The organism is uncultured Haliea sp. (assembly GCF_963973825.1).
Taxonomy (GTDB): Bacteria; Pseudomonadota; Gammaproteobacteria; order Pseudomonadales; family Halieaceae; genus Haliea.
The window spans coordinates 216,061-234,315 of the sequence record NZ_CAXBAE010000003.1; the positions used below are offsets into that span (position 1 = coordinate 216,061).

General features: G+C 64.9%; 14 protein-coding genes. 11 read left to right on the forward strand and 3 right to left on the reverse strand.

Translation table 11 applies throughout. The features are described from left to right. Nucleotides 1-258: 258 nt before the first annotated feature. From AACZ17_RS05765 to AACZ17_RS05815, 11 genes are all read left to right on the forward strand, one after another. Nucleotides 259-2,406, forward strand: coding sequence for an adenosylcobalamin-dependent ribonucleoside-diphosphate reductase (locus AACZ17_RS05765; protein ID WP_290740908.1), 2,148 nt, complete (start codon nucleotides 259-261; stop codon nucleotides 2,404-2,406). 14 nt (nucleotides 2,407-2,420) lie between these two features. Next, complete coding sequence (locus AACZ17_RS05770) at nucleotides 2,421-3,131, forward strand: NrdJb (protein ID WP_290740910.1); 711 nt, start codon at nucleotides 2,421-2,423, stop codon at nucleotides 3,129-3,131. A gap of 6 nt (nucleotides 3,132-3,137) precedes the next feature. Next, complete coding sequence (locus tag AACZ17_RS05775) at nucleotides 3,138-4,394, forward strand: sigma 54-interacting transcriptional regulator (RefSeq protein WP_290740913.1); 1,257 nt, start codon at nucleotides 3,138-3,140, stop codon at nucleotides 4,392-4,394. After that, nucleotides 4,387-5,013 carry a hypothetical protein gene (locus tag AACZ17_RS05780; RefSeq protein WP_290740916.1) on the forward strand — a complete coding sequence of 209 codons (627 nt, stop codon included), beginning with the start codon at nucleotides 4,387-4,389 and terminating at the stop codon, nucleotides 5,011-5,013. The genes AACZ17_RS05775 and AACZ17_RS05780 overlap by 8 nt, the downstream gene beginning before the upstream one ends. Before the next feature lie 268 nt (nucleotides 5,014-5,281). Further along, nucleotides 5,282-5,692, forward strand: a complete 411-nt coding sequence (locus tag AACZ17_RS05785) for a response regulator (protein WP_290740918.1) — start codon at nucleotides 5,282-5,284, stop codon at nucleotides 5,690-5,692. A gap of 1 nt (nucleotide 5,693) precedes the next feature. Beyond that, nucleotides 5,694-6,254, forward strand: coding sequence for a chemotaxis protein CheW (locus AACZ17_RS05790; protein WP_290740921.1), 561 nt, complete (start codon nucleotides 5,694-5,696; stop codon nucleotides 6,252-6,254). After that, entirely contained in the window at nucleotides 6,251-7,360 is a 1,110-nt protein-coding gene (locus AACZ17_RS05795) for a methyl-accepting chemotaxis protein (RefSeq protein WP_290740924.1), read from the forward strand. The genes AACZ17_RS05790 and AACZ17_RS05795 overlap by 4 nt, the downstream gene beginning before the upstream one ends. Further along, nucleotides 7,353-9,497: an Hpt domain-containing protein gene (locus tag AACZ17_RS05800; protein WP_290740927.1), complete on the forward strand. Its 2,145-nt coding sequence runs from the start codon at nucleotides 7,353-7,355 to the stop codon at nucleotides 9,495-9,497. Before AACZ17_RS05795 ends, AACZ17_RS05800 begins: the two co-directional genes overlap by 8 nt. After that, nucleotides 9,487-12,750, forward strand: coding sequence for a response regulator (locus AACZ17_RS05805; protein WP_339637902.1), 3,264 nt, complete (start codon nucleotides 9,487-9,489; stop codon nucleotides 12,748-12,750). Before AACZ17_RS05800 ends, AACZ17_RS05805 begins: the two co-directional genes overlap by 11 nt. Nucleotides 12,751-12,763: 13 nt before the next feature. Beyond that, nucleotides 12,764-13,138 (forward strand): hypothetical protein, encoded by a 375-nt coding sequence (locus AACZ17_RS05810; protein ID WP_290740933.1) that lies wholly within the window; start codon nucleotides 12,764-12,766, stop codon nucleotides 13,136-13,138. A 312-nt stretch (nucleotides 13,139-13,450) separates the two neighbouring features. Beyond that, a complete protein-coding gene (locus AACZ17_RS05815; protein WP_290740936.1) occupies nucleotides 13,451-13,786 on the forward strand; it encodes a hypothetical protein in 336 nt (111 codons plus the stop codon). Here the strand turns inward: AACZ17_RS05815 and AACZ17_RS05820 are convergent, their stop codons facing one another. Genes AACZ17_RS05820 through glyQ form a run of 3 tightly spaced genes read right to left on the reverse strand, consistent with a single transcriptional unit; the run spans nucleotide 13,787 to nucleotide 18,177 of the window. Beyond that, entirely contained in the window at nucleotides 13,787-15,142 is a 1,356-nt protein-coding gene (locus AACZ17_RS05820; protein WP_290740938.1) for a DNA recombination protein RmuC, read from the reverse strand. It abuts the gene before it with no gap. Nucleotides 15,143-15,148: 6 nt separating this feature from the next. Beyond that, nucleotides 15,149-17,236: a glycine--tRNA ligase subunit beta gene (gene glyS / locus AACZ17_RS05825; protein WP_290740940.1), complete on the reverse strand. Its 2,088-nt coding sequence runs from the start codon at nucleotides 17,234-17,236 to the stop codon at nucleotides 15,149-15,151. Continuing rightward, entirely contained in the window at nucleotides 17,233-18,177 is a 945-nt protein-coding gene (gene glyQ, locus AACZ17_RS05830; protein ID WP_290740942.1) for a glycine--tRNA ligase subunit alpha, read from the reverse strand. Before glyQ ends, glyS begins: the two co-directional genes overlap by 4 nt. Between the last annotated feature and the right edge of the window lie 78 nt (nucleotides 18,178-18,255).

Genomic DNA, 18,255 nt, shown 5'->3' on the forward strand with positions numbered 1-18,255 from the left:
CGCAGTAAACCGCGTGCGAGGAAAACCGCACCGAGGGGCACGGTGGCCATTTTATTGACTTCACGCATGGCGTCGCGGGGCGATCTTGTGGACTCTTCCGCGCCAACCATCGCCTTGCAGCCCGCGCGTCGAGGGATTGCAACACTATATCTGGTGCCCGCCCTAAAAAAGTGCCCTGTATATGGGGCTATTGGCTTGCCCTCACCCGCCGCCTTCGCGCACACTAGAGCGGCTGTCAGTCGATACGGGGAAGGGGTCATGGGAGAAGTGGTCAAGGCATTGCACACGGTCGTGGATATCGGGCTTCAGGACGCCTCACTGGATATCTGGGACAAGAAATACCGTCTGCAGGATCGCAATGGCAAACCGGTCGACAAGGACATCGCCGACACCCTGAAACGCATAGCCCGGGCACTCGCCGACGTCGAGGAGACAGACGCGGCGCGCAAGCACTGGTACCAGCGCTTCCTGTGGGCCTTGCAGAACGGTGCACTGCCCGCCGGGCGGATTATTTCCAATGCGGGTGCCGGGGCCTACAAGCCTGCCACCTCGACCATCAACTGCACCGTGTCCGGCAGCATCACCGACTCCATGGACGACATCCTGCAGAAGAACCATGAAGCCGGCATGACGCTGAAGGCCGGCTGTGGCATCGGCTACGAGTTTTCCACCCTGCGTCCCCGCGGGGCCTACGTCAGCGGGGCGGGTGCCTACACCTCCGGCCCGCTGTCCTTTATGGATATCTACGATCGCATGTGCTTCACCGTGTCCTCGGCCGGTGGTCGGCGCGGGGCGCAGATGGGCACGTTCGATATCCACCACCCCGATGTGATGGACTTTATCCGCGCCAAGCGCGAGGACGGCCGCCTGCGCCAGTTCAACCTGAGCCTGCTGATTACCGACGAGTTTATCGAGGCGGTCAAGGCCGAGGCGGACTGGGCGCTGAGTTTCCCGATGACGGTCAAGGAAGTGGAGGAAGCAGGCCTGGACCTGAACAACGACAGCAGCATCGTCTGGCGTCATTTCCCGGTGACCGGGGGCTACGTCAGCAATGACCGGGGCGAGGTCGCCTGCCGCATCTACAAGACGGTGCCCGCGCGCCGTCTGTGGGACATGATCATGGCCTCCACCTACGATTTTGCCGAACCCGGGTTCATTCTGATTGATCGCGTGAACCAGATGAACAACAACTGGTGGCTGGAAGATATCCGCGCGACGAATCCTTGCGGTGAACAACCACTCCCCCCCTACGGCAGCTGCCTGCTGGGCTCTATCAACCTGACCCGCCTGGTGCTGGATCCCTTCACCGATAAAGCGCGTTTCGATTGGGAACGGTATCGCGATGTGGTTGCCGTGTTCACGCGCATGCTGGACAACGTGGTGGAGATCAACGGCCTGCCGCTGGCTCAGCAGCGGCATGAGATTGCCTACAAGCGGCGTCACGGCATGGGCTTCCTCGGCCTGGGGTCGACCATCACCATGCTCGGTATGTCTTACGGCGACGAGGATTCCCTCGCCTTCACCGAAGAGGTTGCCCGCGAGATGGCGCTGGTCGGCTGGGAGCAGGCGGTACAGCTGGCGGAAGAAAAGGGCCCGGCCCCGATCATGGATGACCTGTTCGAGGTCACGCCGGAAATGCTGGCGGCCCGCCCGGAGATGCGCCGCGATGGCATCGCCGTCGGTGAGCGTCTGCCGGGGCGGGTATTGCACGCGCGCTACAGCCGCTACATGCAGCGGGTTGCCGAGGCGGCGCCAGAGCTGGTGGAGCGCATCGCAGAGCGCGGCGCGCGCTTTACCCATCACTCGTCCATTGCGCCAACGGGCACTATCTCCCTCTCGCTGGCGAACAACGCCAGCAACGGCATCGAGCCCAGCTTCGCCCACCACTACGCGCGCAACGTGATCCGCACGGGTCGCAAGAGCAAGGAAAAGGTGGATGTGTTTTCCTTCGAGCTGCTGGCCTATCGCAGCCTGGTCAATCCCCGGGCCATGCCCTACAGCGAGCGTGAGGAGGAAAAACTGCCCGATTACTTTGTCGTTGCCGACAGCGTGACGCCCAAACAGCACGTGGACATCCAGGCCGCAGCGCAAAAGTGGGTGGATTCCTCCATTTCCAAAACCGCCAACGTGCCTACGGACTACCCCTTCGAGGACTTCAAGGACATTTACCTCTACGCCCACGCCCAGGGCCTCAAGGGGTGCACCACGTTCCGCTTCAACCCCGAGGCGTTCCAGGGCGTTCTGGTGAAAGAGCAGGACCTGGAGAACACCCTCTACCAGTTCACCCTGGAGGATGGTTCTACTATAGAACTAAAAGGCAACGAGCAGGTGGAATACGACGGCGAAATGCACACTGCCGCGAATCTCTTCGACGCCCTGAAAGAAGGTTACTACGGCAAGTTCTGAGCCGGGAGACAGCAATGACGGTCAAGATTGGCAGCAAAATAGTCAGTTACAAAGTGGTACCGAAGGGCGCAACGCCGGAGCCGGTAGCGGGCGAGCGCGATGCCGTGCCGGCCAGCAACGTGGTGCACATGCACGAGTCGTTCCAGCGTCCGGAGCGCCTGGTGGGGTCAACCTACAAGGTGAAAACCCCGATGTCGGAACACGCGCTGTACATCACGGTGAACGATGTCATCCTCAATGAGGGCACCGAGCACGAACTGCGGCGCCCTTTCGAGGTGTTCATCAACTCCAAGAACATGGAGCACTTCCAGTGGGTGGTCGCCCTCACCCGGCTGATTTCGGCGGTGTTTCGCAAGGGCGGTGATGCCACGTTCCTGGTCGAGGAGCTGAAGGCGGTGTTCGATCCGCGCGGGGGCTACTTCAAGAAAGGTGGCGTGTTCATGCCGTCGATCGTCGCGGAGATCGGCTACGCTATCGAAGACCACATGAAGCACATCGGGCTGATCGACAGCAAACTGGATGAGCACCAGCAGAAGTTTATCGAAGAGAAGCGCCGGGAGCTGATGGGCGAAAGTGCCAACACGGCAACGGATGAATCGGCGTCACCGGAAGCCACCGGCTTTCCTCCCGGCGCAAGCCTCTGCTACAAGTGCAATACCAAGGCGGTTGTGCTCATGGATGGCTGTATGACCTGCCTGAACTGTGCCGATTCCAAGTGCGGGTAGCGGCGTTTGCCGGCGCGGGGCGACAACCTTGATGGCTATGTCCTCGACAATATGGAGGGCGCGGTCGATCAGGCGGCCTTCCTCGCGCGAACCGATACGCCTGTAGCCATCGTCGGTGCCCGTGGTACGGGCAAAATGTATATCGCCCGCATTTTCCACAGCCGTGCCGGCTGTGGCCCCGATACGCTGGTGGCTATCGACTGCCGCGAGTTCCGCAATCGCGACGATGCCAACCGCCGCATTCGCCACGCCCTGGAGATGGGTGCCGGCAAAACCCTGGTGTTCAAATCGCCCCAGCTGATGAGCGCCGAGGCCCAGCTGCGGCTTGCCCGACAGATCGCCACGCGCCAGTTTGTCGATGTGGAACCCCCGACCTACCTGCCACCGATGCGCTTCGTTGCGTTGTTCCCCGATACGCTGGCGAGGCTGGTGGCCGCTGGCGAACTTCAGCCTCGTCTGGCCAGCGTATTCGCCGCGTATCCGATTCGGGTGCCGCCGATGCGCCATCGGCAACAGGCGATTCTGCGTTGGGCCCACAAGATCCTCGATCAGGAGTGCGCCTTGCGCAACGTGGTGGTAAAGGGGTTCACCCCCGAAGCCGAACAGGCACTGCGCGAACACCCCTGGCACGGCAATATCAGCGAGATTCGCCAGCGTGTGGTGCACGCCCTGGAGCGTCGCCCCGCCGGCGCCTGGCTGACGCCGGTGGAGTTGCAACTGGCTCTCGGCAGTCGTGCGCGCAGTGCCGGCCTGTTGTCACCGCTGCGTCGCGGCGACAGCGAGGCCCCCGGTTATGCGCCAAGTGCGCTGGAGGAGCTGCGGCAGGCACTTGCCGATAGCCTGCAGCACTGCATTGACGGCCGACAGCTGCTGCCGCTCGGCGGCTGGCTGCAGGACGAGGTGGTGCTGGCGGCGCTCGCGCGCTATGCGGGTGATGCGCGCCCTGCCGCACGTTTCCTGCAGGTGCCGCGCCGCAATCTGGCGCGCTGGCTGCCGGGCATCGAGCAGCGTCGTGCCGCACGCGGTGCCTGCTCCGAGTGGGTTGAGCCTGCGCGCCTGGTTACGGACTGGGTGCGCGGGCTTGGCCAGAGTGGCGGCGGGCCGCTGGCGCAGGCCGAAACGCTGCTGCTCGAACTGCTTGAGGCGCGCCGTGAACAGACCACCGTGGCCCAGCGCGCACAGCTGCTGGGTGTATCGCGCCCCACCTACGCCCGTCGGTTGCTGGCGCTGGGTGCGCTGCCGGAGGCGGCTGCCAGTGGCTAGGAAACGGCGCGGTGCAGCGCCACCCGCCGACGGCGGGCTGGTGCCTGCGGCAAATGACCGTCCGACACCGGCGGCGCTGGCCGCAGACTATGCGGCGCTTGCGGAAACGCCGGTACCGCCGCCCCTGGGCTTCTCGGCGCGACTCAATCTGTTACTGGACCTGACGGCGGTGGTGCCGACACGTATTGAAGGCCGGGTGTTGGGGGTGCTGGCCATCAACCCGGGTTGGAAGGAGCTAGACGTGCGCCGCTGGTTACAGCAGGACCAGCTGCCGCCCCGTGACGTGTTGCGCCACCTGGTGACCTTGCTGGTGGCGCAGCTGGGGTCGGAACACGATGTGTTGCGGTGGGAGGCGTTCCTGATCTACGGCGCGCCCACCATCACATCGCCGGTCGAACACCTGCTCTACCGCGAGGATCGCGGACGCCGTGACATCGCCTCCCGCATCTTCGCGCTGCTCACCGAGCAGTACGCCATCCCGCCGTCCAGTTATGATGCAGACCTGGTTTTCCAGCGCTGCCTGAAGCTGATGCAGCAGTTCAACATCTACGAGTGGGAAGACTTCCAGGCCGGGCATATGGAGCCGTTCCGCAGCGTTCTTTTCCCGGAAACCTCCTGAAACGTCCGCTAGCAGCCTGTCGGATCTAGGGCATCGTCGCGAGGCGTGTGGGAATCGAGGACAGAATGTCGATCGTTTGAGGCGAATAGTGGTGACTATTTAACGAGAGCGAGCGGGATTCTGGACCGATTCCCATCAGCCGCAGCAGATGAGCCTAGGTCCGACAGGCTGCTAGCTGCGCCATTTACCGAAAAAAGGCAAATTAGTGCTTGCAGTCCCGGAGTCACTACTAAAATACTGTTACGCAGAGTCACAAGCGAGAAACCTTATGCCTGATCACAACGAGGCCCAGGACGTCAGTGGGGTCCGCGTGGCCATCATCGATGATGCCAAGACCATCCGCATGATGATGTCGCACACCTTGAAGCAGATGGGGTGTGAAGTAGAGACGGCGGAAGACGGTTATCAGGGGCTTGCCCTGCTGCGGCGCTTCAAGCCCGACATCGTCTTTCTGGATATTACCATGCCGGAGCTGGATGGCTACCAGACCTGCAGCCTGATCCGGCACGCTGAGGATACCCGCGATCTGCCGGTGGTGCTGCTGTCGTCCTCCGACGGGATATTCGACATTGCCCGCGGCCAGGCGCGGGGCGCCAACGCGCACGTCAGCAAGATTCCCCCTGACCCGGTTCTGCGCCAGTTGATCCACGAACACACCCGGGCCCACGAGGCAGCCTGACATGGGAGGGGCCTTTTCCGCCCTGCGCGCGCTGCACGAGCGGCATGCCCGCGGCAGCCCGGCACTGCCGTCGCCGCCGGCAGGGGAGCCCACATGGTCGGGCGCGGCGATCGGCATCGCCGGTGTGCCGCTGGTCATCGCGCATCGCGATGTCGAAACCATCACCGCCCTGCCCCCGCTGACCCGCATTCCGGGTACAGGCAACCGGGTGCTGGGGGTGGCCGCCTACCAGGGTGACCTGCTGCCGGTGTTCTGCGGGGATACGCTGTTTGGCCAGCGGCTGTCGCCTGGCCGCAGGCGGGAGTACTGCCTGGTGATCTCCCAGCCCGGGCTGCATGTGGGCCTGACCCTGAGCCAGGTGCGGGGGAACGTGACGCTGCCCCTGTCCCAGCGCAGCGCCGACATACCACTGCAGGGCCTGTTGGCAGAGTGCTGCGACGGTGGATTCCGGCGTGGCGATGAATTCCTGGGCCTGCTGGACAGCGGGCTGTTGATGGCCAGTGGCGTGCTGGGTGATACCAGTGCGCAGCCCGCTGACCCTGTAGAGGACGCCGTACCATGAGCCAGACTGTTCTACTTGTTATCGTTCTCGCCCTGCTTGTCGCCCAGGGTGTGACCGGCTTCCTGTTGTGGAAAGCCCGCCGTGATGGCGGCGCAGCGACGGGTTCCGACAGCGGCGTGCTTCGGGCCCTGCGACGCATGGCCGATGGCGATCTCACCGCCAGTGCAGAGAGCACCGGGCCCGCAACCGCCGCGATCGCCGAGCAACTGAATGCCGCTCTGGCGCGGCAGAGAGAGCTGGTGTCCGACCTGCGGGCGCCGTTTGAAGGCCTGGCGGCGGAGCTGCAGCGGCTCGCCAGGAATAGCCACGGGCACAGTGAAACCAGTGCCGGCATGGGCCGCCAGCTGGAAGAGGTCAAATCAGCACTGGTGCGTGAGCTCCAGGCTGCGGAGGACATGGGCAGTATCAGCAAGCAGGCGCGCGAGGCCATGGGCCGCCATCGGCAGCTGGTAAGCCGTGGCCAGACCCTCGCCGCCGACATGGCGCGCGCCTCTTCGGATGTGCGGGAGTCCATGCAGGAAACCTCGAAATCCGCCAAGCGCCAGGGCGAACTGATACAGTCGGTGACCACGGCCGCGGAATACATCCAGTCGCTGAACACGCGCATCTCGGTGGTGGCGATCAATACGCGTATCGAGGCGGAGCGCGCTGGCGAGCACGGCCGCCCCTTCCTCGGTATCGCCGAGGCTATTGGCGATCTGTTGCGTGAAGCCGAGGAGGAAGGCCGCAAGATCACCTCAGAGGTACGCATGTTGCAGAACCTGTCCGCGGAAAACCTGAACAGCCTCGAGCACACGGTGGGCGCCGTGGTCACCATCCTGGATTTTGTCGAGCGCATCGACGCGGCCCTGGAAGATATCAATCATGGCGCAGCGCACCTCCTTGACCAGGTGGATTCACTGGGCAATACCACGCAGCAGTCGGCTGAAACCGTGCGCCGCCTGAACGGACTGCTGGGCGAAGTGCGCGAGCAGAATCGCGCACTGCGGGAAGGTGCGGAAGCGACCCAGCAGGGCATTAACGCCCTGCAACAAACCCTCTCCAACCTGGGCCGCAACCTCGCCCGGCTGCGGGTCGACCAGTCAGGCAGTGCGCTGAATGTCTGAGTTGCAGCCAAACGCCAGCCCGCGGCAGGGTATCGACCTGATAGACCTGCGACGCCTGCGGCCACGGTTGCAAGGGTCCCTGGACGCCGCCGAGGCGGCACTGATCGACTACAGCCGCGACATACAGCGCCGCGAGCCCCTGCTTCACTGTCTCTGGTCGGTGCACCACATTACCGCTGCGCTGGGTAGCCTGCGGCTGCACAAGGCGGAAATGCTGGCCCTGGAAATGGAGCGCGGTTTCCTGCGCCTGCTGCGCGGTGACGTGGTGGCAGAGCGACGCAACCTTGTTATGGGTGGCCTGATGCGGGCGATCAAGACGCTGCCTGCCTATCTGGATCATGTCGAGCAGCTGCGTCTGGACAGCGGCCGCGGCCTTGAGCCCTGTGTCAATGACCTGCGCCGCTGGGCCGGTGAAGTGCCGCGCCCGGCGGCGCTGTTTTTCCACTACCCTGTGGCAGCCGAGTGTGGTGTGACCCACGCAGCTCAGACCCCCGCGGAGGAGGCTATCCGACGCGGCGCCGATGTGTTGCTGGCGCCTTACCTGCAGGGCGCCAAGGGTGTGTTGGGTTCGCGGCCCGGGGCGGAGAGCGCGCGCACCCTGGCGCGCATCGCGCAGAAGATGCATGGCTTTCTCGCCGGGACGGTGCAGGAGCCATTCTGGTTGTTGCTCATGGCGCTCTGTGAAGCACTCGCGGCGGAGCTGGCGGAGCCGGATGAGTGCATTGCGCAGATCTTCAAAGCCGGTGCTTTCATGGTCAAATACGCGCGAGAGCACGGCAGCGCTGTCGACCCCGACATGGACTATCCGGCGTATGTGCAGCGGCTGTTGTACTACATGGCGGCCTGTCCAGTGCAGCCGCTGTACGTGGCCCACGTGTGGACGGTGTTCGGCATCACCGAAAACACCCTGCGTGATGCGCAGCGCGGCCTGATACACAACGATGCCCTGCTGGCCGCCCTGCGCGGTGCGTCCAGCCGCCTTTCCAGCCTGATCGAGGCCCTGGAGCAGGCTGACCTGGAAGCGGTTGCCACCGGACGCGCGCCGCAGCCCGAAGACAGCATTGCCGAGTTGCAGGCCATTCGCTTGCGCTTGATTGCCGCCGGGGAGGAACTCCTTGCAGAAGATCTGCGGGGTGCAGACGCCATGCTGGAACAGCTGTATGCCGGACGTTTCGCCGAGCAACCCGAGCGCTGCCGCCAGGCGGTATTGTCACTCGCGCAAACCCTGGTGGATACGCAACTTGCCATCGCCAACCGCGTGTTGCTGCGCGGTGAGCAGCCTGCGTCAGCGTCGTCATTCGCTGTGCTGGCGCCCCTGCTGCTGGCCACCGGTGAACGCCTGAACCAGTTACAGGAACAGCTGCAGCAAGGTGCCGATGACGAGCAGCGCAGCGCGGTAGCGGCCGAACTGCTGACCATGGAGGGTGCGTTGTTCCTGCAGGGCCTGCTGCGCGAGGCGGCGGTCGCCGGCCAGCTCGGGCGCTGGCTGGGGGAGGCCCGCGCAGGGTGGACATCGGATGAACCCGCTGCCATGCACTTTGCCCAGGCGCTGGCCTGGCTGTCACTGCACATTGAGCGAGCCAGCCTCGACCCCGCTTCTGCCGGGGATCATGTGCTCTGCACAGCGGAACAGGCCGCGACGTTTCTGCAGCCGGCGCCTGCGAGTGAGACCGAGGGCGCGCGGGCCGCAGACGCTGCAGAGCAGGCGCAGGACGCGTTGCCGAGCGAGCAAACTGAAACCATCCCCGCGGCGTTCCGGGAGGTGTTCCTGGAGGAATCGGAGGAGATCATCGCCCGCCTGCAGAGCGAGCTGCCGGCCTGGGTTGCAGCGCCGGCACGCGACGAGCGCCTGCGGGAAATACGCCGGCACTTCCATACCTTCAAGGGCAACGGCAACGCGGTGGGCCTGTTCTCGCTGGGCGACCTGGGTCGCGATGTGCAGGACCTTCTGGACCGGGTTCTGGAGAGCCAGCAGCCGTTGGATGCGACCCTGCCCCTGTTGCTGCAGGAGGTGCTGGAGGCACTGCCGGATCTGGTCGCCACCTGCGGCGGTGCCGGAGAATTCGATGCAGCCCGCGTGCGGGAACTGCGCAATCGCTGTATGAGCCTTGGCCGGGGGATCGCCGATGGACGGTAATCAGAAGGAGCCCACCGTCGAGGAGTTGCTCCGCGAGCCCTGGGCGCAGCCACTGCTGGAGGAGTGGGGAGAGCACGCGCTGCGCTGGCTGTTGAGTCGTCGCCTCGATGAGCCTGAGGAAAAGCTGTTTGCGGTGGCGGGCGATCGCCTGCGCCGCCCCGCGGCGGACCTCAGCGACCAGGAAGCGCGACTGGGGGCGCGCCATATGATGGGTGGCGCGGTCGCCGATGACCTGTCTGACTTTATCGAGGAAGAGATCGTGCTGACCTCGGTCAGCGATTCCAGCGGCATATACGGCGGGCGCGCGGGGGAGGCCGGATCCGGACGCATGGACGCGCCACGGCACGAGTTTATCGCCGTGCGTCACGCGCGCGGCGCGGCGGACAGCAGCACCCGTGAAGCACTCGCGCACCTCGCTGGCGCCGATGTACTCAATCTCGGTCCGCCACCGGCCCTGCCCAGCACCCTGGAGCGCGACGAGGCCGACTTGTCCGCTGCGCTGGAGGCTTCCGCAGCGCCCGTGGAGCGGGTGGACGATGCCGCGCCTGGGGGAACCGGTGCCGCGCTTCCAGAAGTCCCCGAGACGGCAGTAGATGAAGCGCCGCAGGCGCCCGTGGTGTCCGTTGCACCTGAGGTGTCTCCAGCCGAGACCCCGGTCACCCCGGTCACTACGGAAACTATGGAAACTGCGGACACGCCTGCGCCAGCGCCGACACCCAGCCTGGCGCCGACCCCGGCGGAGCCGCCATCGGCCCCAGCCGTCGCCGCAGCTGCCACCGCCGCATCGCCTACCGCCGCATCGCCCGCCGCCACCGAGCCGGTTGAGCCGGGTGCAGACGAGCTGTCCTGGTGCGTGCCGCGGGATATCACCTTTAACTTCAGTACCCGGGGCGGCAGCGAGCTGTTCCAGGATTTTCTCGACGCCTTTATCGAGGAGGCCGGGACGGAGCTGGAGAAGCTCGAGGACAACCTCGGTGCCTGGGAGCGAGAGGCTGCGGGCGCCGTTGCGTCGGGCGCCGTTGCGTCGGGCGCCGTTGCGTCGGGCGCCGCTGCGTCGGGCGGCGAAGCCTCGAAGCAGGTCTCACGGGTGCTGCATACCCTGAAGGGCATTGCCAAGGGCGTTGGCCTGCAGCGCTACGGCACCCTCATTCACAATTTCGAAACCCTGCTCGACCGGCTGCCCTGCGAGGCAGGCGGCGAAGCGCACTATTTCCGCATCATCAATGCCTGGCTGGACGCAACGGTGCGCGGCTATGAGCATATCCAGCAGACGCGGAACGATGTGGCCAGTGAGCTTCCGCTGCAACAGGACGCGCCTCCCCCCGCCGCCGGTGACGACAGCGCGACGACGGGTGGCACGCCGCAGCTGCAACCGCTGGCACCGGGCCAACGCCAGGAAGATCGCAAGATTGCCGATGCCGGTGCCCAGGCGCTGGGTGCCCAGCAGACCATCCGCATCAGTCCCGATGCCCTGGACTACCTGCTCAACCTGGGCAACGAGGTGCAGAAGCTCGGCGTTCGCGCGTCCCAGAGCACCCTGCAGAGCAAGCGCGCAACGGGCGAACTGCTGAGCAGGATCGGCTCTCTGCGCACCCACATCGGGCGCATTTCCGACCGAGCATTGCTCAGTGCGACGACCCGACGCAGCGGTCCGGATACGGAGCTGGATGCCCTGGAAATGGACCAGTACTCGGATATTCACGAGGCGGCGAGCATCCTGCGTGAGGCGGTGGACGACCTCGACGAGCTGGCGCGGCTGGCGGGACGCCACACGTCCGCAGCGGAAGCGCTGCTGAAGCAGCAGGCTGGTATGGTCGCCTCCCTCGGATCGTCGATCCGCGCGGCGCGTGTGGTACCGGTTTCACGGTTGATGCCCGGGCTGCGCCGCATCGTGCGCACGGTCAGCGCGGAACTGGGCAAGGCGGTGATGTTCCGGGTGATCAGCGAGGCCGGCAAGCTCGACCGCGACAGCCATGCCTGCTGCCAGATCATTCTCGAGCACATGGTGCGCAACGCGCTGGATCACGGCATCGAAGCCCCGGCAGAGCGCATTGCGGCCGGCAAGTCGGACACCGGTGTGATCAGCATCGACGTGCGCAAACAGGGCACGGATTACGTGGTGTCGCTCAGTGACGATGGCCGCGGTATCGATCCCCAGCGCATGCGGGAACAGGCACGCAAAAAGGGGCTGGACGTCGATGTGGATAACCTCACCGACCGCGAGGCCCAGCGCCTGGTGTTCCACCGCGGGTTCTCCACAGCCGAGCGGATCAGCGAAATTTCCGGCCGCGGGGTCGGCATGGACATCGTGATGGGCGAGTTGCAACGCATCGGGGGCGATATCGAGATCGAGTCCAACCTCGGTCGCGGCACCACCTTCCGTATTCGCATCCCCTCCAACATCAGCGTCAACGGTGCCCTGCTGGTGACCGTCGCGGATACCGCTTACGCGATACCCTTCGACGGGCTGATCGGGGTTGAGCATGTGCCCGCGGATGAATTTCTGCAGGCGGTACAGGCGCAGACGGATCTGCCCTTGCTGGGCCGCCGCTGCCAGCCCTCCTACCTGGCGGCCCTGTGTTCCGGGGTGCCGCTGCCCGACCGCGACAACTGGGGCGCTACCGTACCCGTTATCGTGGCCGGATCCGGACAGCACCATATGGCGATTGCCGTGGATCGCGTGGAGGAGGCCCTCGAGCTGGTAATCCGCTCGCTGGGCAGCCAGTTTGCCGGCCTGCCCTGGGTCGTCGGGGGGACCACCAGTTCAGACGGGCGGGCCATTGTCGCCCTCAACCTGAACCTTCTGGTCAGTCGACAGGCACTGGAGCCTGTCCCCGACCTCTCGCTGGAACCCGTGGCGGACGTCAACCTGCTGGTCATGGTGGTCGACGATTCGCGGACCCAGCGCATGGTGGCGACCAGCCAGCTGCAAAGCCTGGGGGTTGAGACGGTCACCGCGGAAAACGGGCTTGCTGCCATGGAGCTCCTGGCAGGCATACATCGCCTTCCGGATGTGATTCTGCTGGACATTGAAATGCCCCTGAAAGACGGGATCCAGACCCTCCGCGAAATTCGCCGATCCCCGCGCCTGCAGTCCATCCCGGTCATCATGGTGACCTCGCGGACGGGCCCCAAGCACCGCGCGCTCGCCGAACAGGCCGGTTGCAGCGGCTACATGGGCAAACCGTTCAACTTCCCGCTGCTGGTTGAGCAGATTGCAGAGTTGACCGGCTACCCACTGCGCCTGTCCTGATATGGAGACGCAGGTGGCAAATGCCGTCCCCGCTGTACTGCTTCCCTGCGCCGATGGCGCCACCTGGCTGGTGCCGCTGAACGGTCTTGCGGAAATCGTCGTGGTGCGTGAGGCGGTAGGCGCTGCGCTGCCCTGGCGAGCCGCCCGGATTCCCGTGCTGCACCCCACACCGGCGGCCCGCACGTTTGCGGTGCTGCTGGGTATCAACGTCCCTTTCTGGGCACTGCCGCTGGCCTCGGAGCCGGTGGTCTACCGCCCGCTGGTGGCAGACGATATTGCGGAGGATGCGGCGCCAGCTGCGGGCGGCACCCCGGCGCGGATAGCGGGCAGGCAATGCCTGATACCTGACCTGCTCGCCGCTGAGTCCGGCCTCTCCCTGACACCCTGATCGGGCCCTGCAGCCGCAGGTGGGCATCGACGGGCGCACAGTCGCCTGTAAAAATATGGCACATAATAGCCAAATTGCAGCCCTAAAAATCGCTTTAAGCGTAAAAATATGGGCGTAAAAAGACACTTTTTTCCAATTGATACCCAATAATGCTTTTCCCGGCATTGTCAGACAGCGGCTGCCTGCCTATAACTGAGCGCGCTGCCATTGTGCAGCGGCGCTGACGGACAGGCTTGGCCAGTCAGGCTCGGGGAGACGGGTGGTTGAACCCGCAGCGTCGGAAAGGATTTCTGTGAATACCAGGGGGCTGCCATGTTCACCATTACACCCACGGCCACGCTGGGGTCCAGCCAGCGGGATGACCTTGAAGTTTTTGCCGTCATCGACGGCCGCAAAGTGTTTCTGCCTGAGGAAGCACGCTACGTCATGCAGGACCGACGCGGGCTCTGGTTCTACAGCAAACGCAAGCCACGCCTGTCGGAAGGTGACTGGACACCCAACAAAACCAGTATTGCCTGTGTCACCGAACGGGGCTGTGTCCGGGTTTTGAAAACGGAACCCGCAACAACCTGGCTGGAAACCTGCCAGCGGACCATCCGCATGGTAGCGCGGGATGGTGAACGTCGCCCGGCCGACGACGCTGCCTGATTACGGCGCGCGCTCGTCGTCGCCGGAGTCTGGTGCGGGTGTCCCGGCTCGCTCGGGGCTGCGGTCCACCGCGCTGAGCCGGTCGACGTCGATATCCAGATGCAGGGGTTCCAGGCTGGGCATCTGCTTGCTGGTTGCCGTGGACAGGTGCTGGAAGCGATCGACCTTGCCCGCCAGACCCTGTCGCCCGCTGAGGCCAAGCACCGTACTGTTGTACTGGTTGGCCGCTGTCTGCAGGGTGTTGCCGAGCCGCTGCAGGCGTTCCGCCACGGTGCACACCTGATTGTAGACATCGCCGGCACTGCGGCTGATTTCCTGTGCTTCGCGATTGCTGCGCTCCACGATCCAGAGGTTGGCGACGGTGCGCAGCACGGGCATCAGCGTCGTGTGTGAGACCAGCACCACGCCGCGCTGGTAACCGTAGGCAAACAGCTCGCGGTCCTGGCGCATCGCTTCGATCCAGGCCGGCTCGATGGGCATGAACATCAGGACGAAGTCGGGGCTGCCCAGCCCCGGCAGATTGGCGTACTCCTTGCCTGCGAGGTCGTCGATATGCTGTCGAATGGCCCGCCCGTGGGCCTCGAGCCGGGCGTCGCGCTGGTCTTCGTTTTCTGCGGCCAGCGCAGCCTCGTAATCCACCAGGGATACCTTGCTGTCGATCACCAGGTGGCGCTTGTCGGGCAGCAGGATCAGCGCGTCGGGCAGGCGTCGGCGGCCCTGTTCGTCCCGCAGCGCCGCCTGCGTCACATAGTGCTCCCCGGGCAGCAGTCCCGCCTGTTCCAGCGTGCGCTCCAGTTGCGCCTCGCCCCAGTTCCCGGTGGTTTTCTTGTCGCCCTTGAGTGCGGCGGCGAGATTGCTCGCCTGTTCACTCATGGCGAGGCCGATCTCCAGCACCTTGCGCAGCTCTGCCCCCAGTGCTGCCTGGCCTTGCAGGGATTCCGAGTGGACGCGGTCGATGCGCTGCTGGAAGCTGCTGATCTGTTCGCGAAACGGCTGCAGCAGTTGACCGAGGGCCTCCTTGCTGCTGTCCGTGAACTGGCGCCCGCGGGCCTCGAAAATGCGCTGTGCGAGGTGCTCGAACTCAAGCTTCAGCTGCGCACGGTTCTCATTCAGCAGTTGCAGCTGGTCGGCGTGCTGGCGCGCCTGCTCGCGCTGCCGGGCAAGCAGGCGATCGTATTCACTGCGCAGGTTCTGGTAGCGGTCGGTGAGCTGTTGCAGCGCCTGCGCCTGGGCTGCCGCCTGTTGCTGGTGCAGGCGCAAGCGCCAGATCAGTGCCGCTATCAACCCGGCGGTAAGCCCGCCCAGAATCCCCAGTGCGGGCAGGAACCAGGGACTTTGCAGGAAGCTGATGGGCACGCGCCGCTAGCTGTTGCGGGGCACGGCCAGCTGCGAGATATCCGCCACCCGCAGGAACCGCTCGCGCAGGCTGTGCAGGAGGCTCAACCGGTTGCCGCGCAGCACGGGATCCTCGGTGTTGACCATGACCTCGTCAAAGAAGGCATCGACCGGTGCCTGCAGGGCCGCCAGGCAGGACAGCGCTTCGCTGTAGGCACCGTCGGCGAGGTGCCCCTCGCTTTCACCGCCAAGCACGGCAAGGCGTTCCGCCAGCGTGTGCTCAGCAGGGTCCTGCAGCAGGTCGCTGCGCACGTCGCCAAAGCGGAAGCCGTCCTCCAGCTTGTCCAGGATATTGCTCACGCGCTTGTTGGCCGCGGCCAGCGCGGCCGCTTCCGGCAGCTGGCTGAACGCATGCACTGCGAGCACCCTGCGCTGCACATCCAGGGGCTTTCCGGGTTTGTTGGCGCTTACTGCCTTGAACACTTCCGCCGGGATATCCAGTTCCTCATACCAGGCGCGGAAGCGTTCCAGCATGTAGTCGAGTACCTGCTCCGCGGTGCCTTCCGCCACGGCATCGGCGCTGTAACCCTGCACTGCCAGCGCGAGGCACTCGCGCAGATCGAGATCCAGTTCCTTCTCGACGAGGATACGCAGTACCGCCAGCGACGCCCGGCGCAGGGCGAAGGGATCCCGTGAGCCAGTCGGGGGCTGGCCGATACCGAAGATGCCCACCAGCGTGTCCAGTCGGTCCGCCACACCCACGGCCGCCGCGGTCAGGCCCTGCGGCAGGCGGTCGCCTGCGTAGCGAGGCCAGTAATGTTCCTCAACCGCCGCCGCCACCTCGGGTGACTCACCGTCGTGCCGTGCGTAATAGGCCCCGGCAATACCCTGCATGTCGGCAAATTCCAGCACCATCTGCGTGCCCAGGTCCGCCTTGCAAAGCAGGCCGGCGCGCTCTGCGTCAGCCACGCTGCCACCGAGCTGTGCCGCCAGTTCCCCGGCCAGCCTCGACACCCGCTGTGACTTGTCGTAGAGCGAGCCCAGCTTTTGTTGGAAGACAATGCTGCGCAAGCCCTCGAGCCGCGAAAACAGGCTGTGCTGTTTGTCGGTTTCGAAAAAGAAGGCGGCGTCGCTGAGCCGCGGGCGGATAACCCGTTCGTTGCCGGCAATCACCTGCGCCGGGTCCTTGCTCTCGATATTGCACAGGGTGATGAAGTGGGGCAGCAGAGCGCCATCGGCATCCACCAGGTGGAAGTACTTCTGGTGCTCCTTCATGGAAGATACCAGTGCCTCAGCAGGTACGCTGAGGAAGCGCGGTTCGAAGTTGCCCGTCAGCGCGACCGGCCATTCGACCAGCCCGGTTACCTCATCCAGCAGATCCGGGTCGATCACCGCCTGCGCCTTCAGTGCGCTGGCCTCGACCTCAACCTGCTCGCGGATCATGGCGCGACGCTCCTCGAAGTCAGCGATGACTTTCGCGCCGGCGAGGGTTTCTGCGTAGTCTTCCGGTCGTTCCAGGCGAATTTCGCCGCTGCTGTGGAAGCGGTGGCCGCGCGTGGTGTTGCCCGTAGGCAGACCGAGCACGGTGCCGAAATCGCTCTCGCCGCCGAGCATGGCCACCACCCAGTGCACCGGGCGCACAAACTCGACACGGCTCGCGCCCCAGCGCATGCGCTTGGGAATCGGCAGCTCGCGGATGCTTTCGTGAATGATGTCGTTGAAGCTGCTGCGCAGCTGTGCGCCGGCCAGCGTGGTGCGCAGGCACAGGCGCGGCCCCTTGGGCGTGTCCACCACAGTCAGCGCTTCAGGTTCCAGCCCCTGCTTGCGCGCAAAGCCCACCGCCGCAGGCGTCCAGTTGCCCTGGTCGTCGCGCGCCCGGTCGGCGGGCGGCCCCTGTATTTCCTGCTCCCGGTCCGGCGCCTGCAGGGCGACGTCCTGAATCAGCACCGCCAGCCGGCGTGGCGCAGCGAACCAGCGCACGGCGCCATGCGTGAGTCCGCGCTGCGCCAGTCCGCCCACGATGCCATCGCGGAATGCGGTACCCAGCGTCTTCAGTGCCTTGGGCGGCAGCTCTTCGGTGCCCAGTTCAACCAGCAGTGTTTCGGTCTGGCTCATGCCTGTGCCTCCTGGCGCATCGTACCCAGAACGTCCTCGCGCAGCGCCTGTTCGGCGAGCGGGAAGCCCAGTGCGGCACGCGCGTCAAAGTAGGCCTGTGCCACGCCCCGCGCCAGCGTGCGTACGCGCAGGATGTAGCGCTGGCGTTCGGTGACCGAAATGGCGTGACGGGCGTCGAGCAGGTTGAAGGTGTGTGAGGCCTTCATCACCATTTCATAGGCCGGCAGGGGCAGGTTGCGCTCGATCAGGCGCTGGGCTTCGCCTTCACAGTGGTCGAACTGGCCAAACAGCCAGTCGGTGTCGGCTTCCTCGAAGTTGTAGCGCGACATTTCCACTTCATTCTGGTGGAACACGTCGCCGTAGGTCACTGTGCCGGAGGGGCCCCGGGTCCACACCAGATCATAGAGGCTGTCCACGCCCTGCAGGTACATGGCAATACGTTCCAGGCCGTAGGTGATCTCACCGCTCACCGGGTAGCACTCCAGGCCGCCGGCCTGCTGGAAATAGGTGAACTGGGTAACCTCCATGCCGTTCAACCAGACCTCCCAGCCCAGCCCCCAGGCGCCCAGCGTGGGCGACTCCCAGTTGTCCTCGACGAAACGAATGTCGTGCACCGCGCTGTCGATTCCCAGTGCCTGCAATGACTGCAGATAGAGCTCCTGGAATTCCGCTGGCGAAGGCTTCATGATCACCTGGAACTGGTAGTAGTGTTGCAGGCGGTTGGGGTTTTCGCCATAGCGCCCGTCGGTGGGCCGGCGACTGGGCTGGACGTAGGCGGCATTCCAGCTCTCCGGGCCGATTGCACGCAGGAAGGTGGCCGGGTGGAAGGTCCCCGCACCCACCTCCATATCCAGCGGCTGCAGGATCACACAACCCTGCTCAGCCCAGAATTGCTGGAGGGTAAGAATCAGGTCCTGAAAGGACAACGGAGCTGGGGACACGGCAACACCTGTTCGCGGTTCGCAAAAAAGCTGGGTAGTATACAGCCACTTCAGCCCGCATTGTATGCGGGGTTCCTT

What these genes read in the sequence shown, in the direction of transcription:
- AACZ17_RS05765 (WP_290740908.1), top strand. Translation starts at nt 259, where the DNA reads ATGGGAGAAGTGGTCAAGGCATTGCACACGGTCGTGGATATCGGGCTT.
- AACZ17_RS05770 (WP_290740910.1), top strand. Translation starts at nt 2,421, where the DNA reads ATGACGGTCAAGATTGGCAGCAAAATAGTCAGTTACAAAGTGGTACCG.
- AACZ17_RS05785 (WP_290740918.1), top strand. Translation starts at nt 5,282, where the DNA reads ATGCCTGATCACAACGAGGCCCAGGACGTCAGTGGGGTCCGCGTGGCC.
- AACZ17_RS05790 (WP_290740921.1), top strand. Translation starts at nt 5,694, where the DNA reads ATGGGAGGGGCCTTTTCCGCCCTGCGCGCGCTGCACGAGCGGCATGCC.
- AACZ17_RS05795 (WP_290740924.1), top strand. Translation starts at nt 6,251, where the DNA reads ATGAGCCAGACTGTTCTACTTGTTATCGTTCTCGCCCTGCTTGTCGCC.
- AACZ17_RS05800 (WP_290740927.1), top strand. Translation starts at nt 7,353, where the DNA reads ATGTCTGAGTTGCAGCCAAACGCCAGCCCGCGGCAGGGTATCGACCTG.
- AACZ17_RS05805 (WP_339637902.1), top strand. Translation starts at nt 9,487, where the DNA reads ATGGACGGTAATCAGAAGGAGCCCACCGTCGAGGAGTTGCTCCGCGAG.
- AACZ17_RS05815 (WP_290740936.1), top strand. Translation starts at nt 13,451, where the DNA reads ATGTTCACCATTACACCCACGGCCACGCTGGGGTCCAGCCAGCGGGAT.
- glyS (WP_290740940.1), bottom strand. Translation starts at nt 17,236, where the DNA reads ATGAGCCAGACCGAAACACTGCTGGTTGAACTGGGCACCGAAGAGCTG.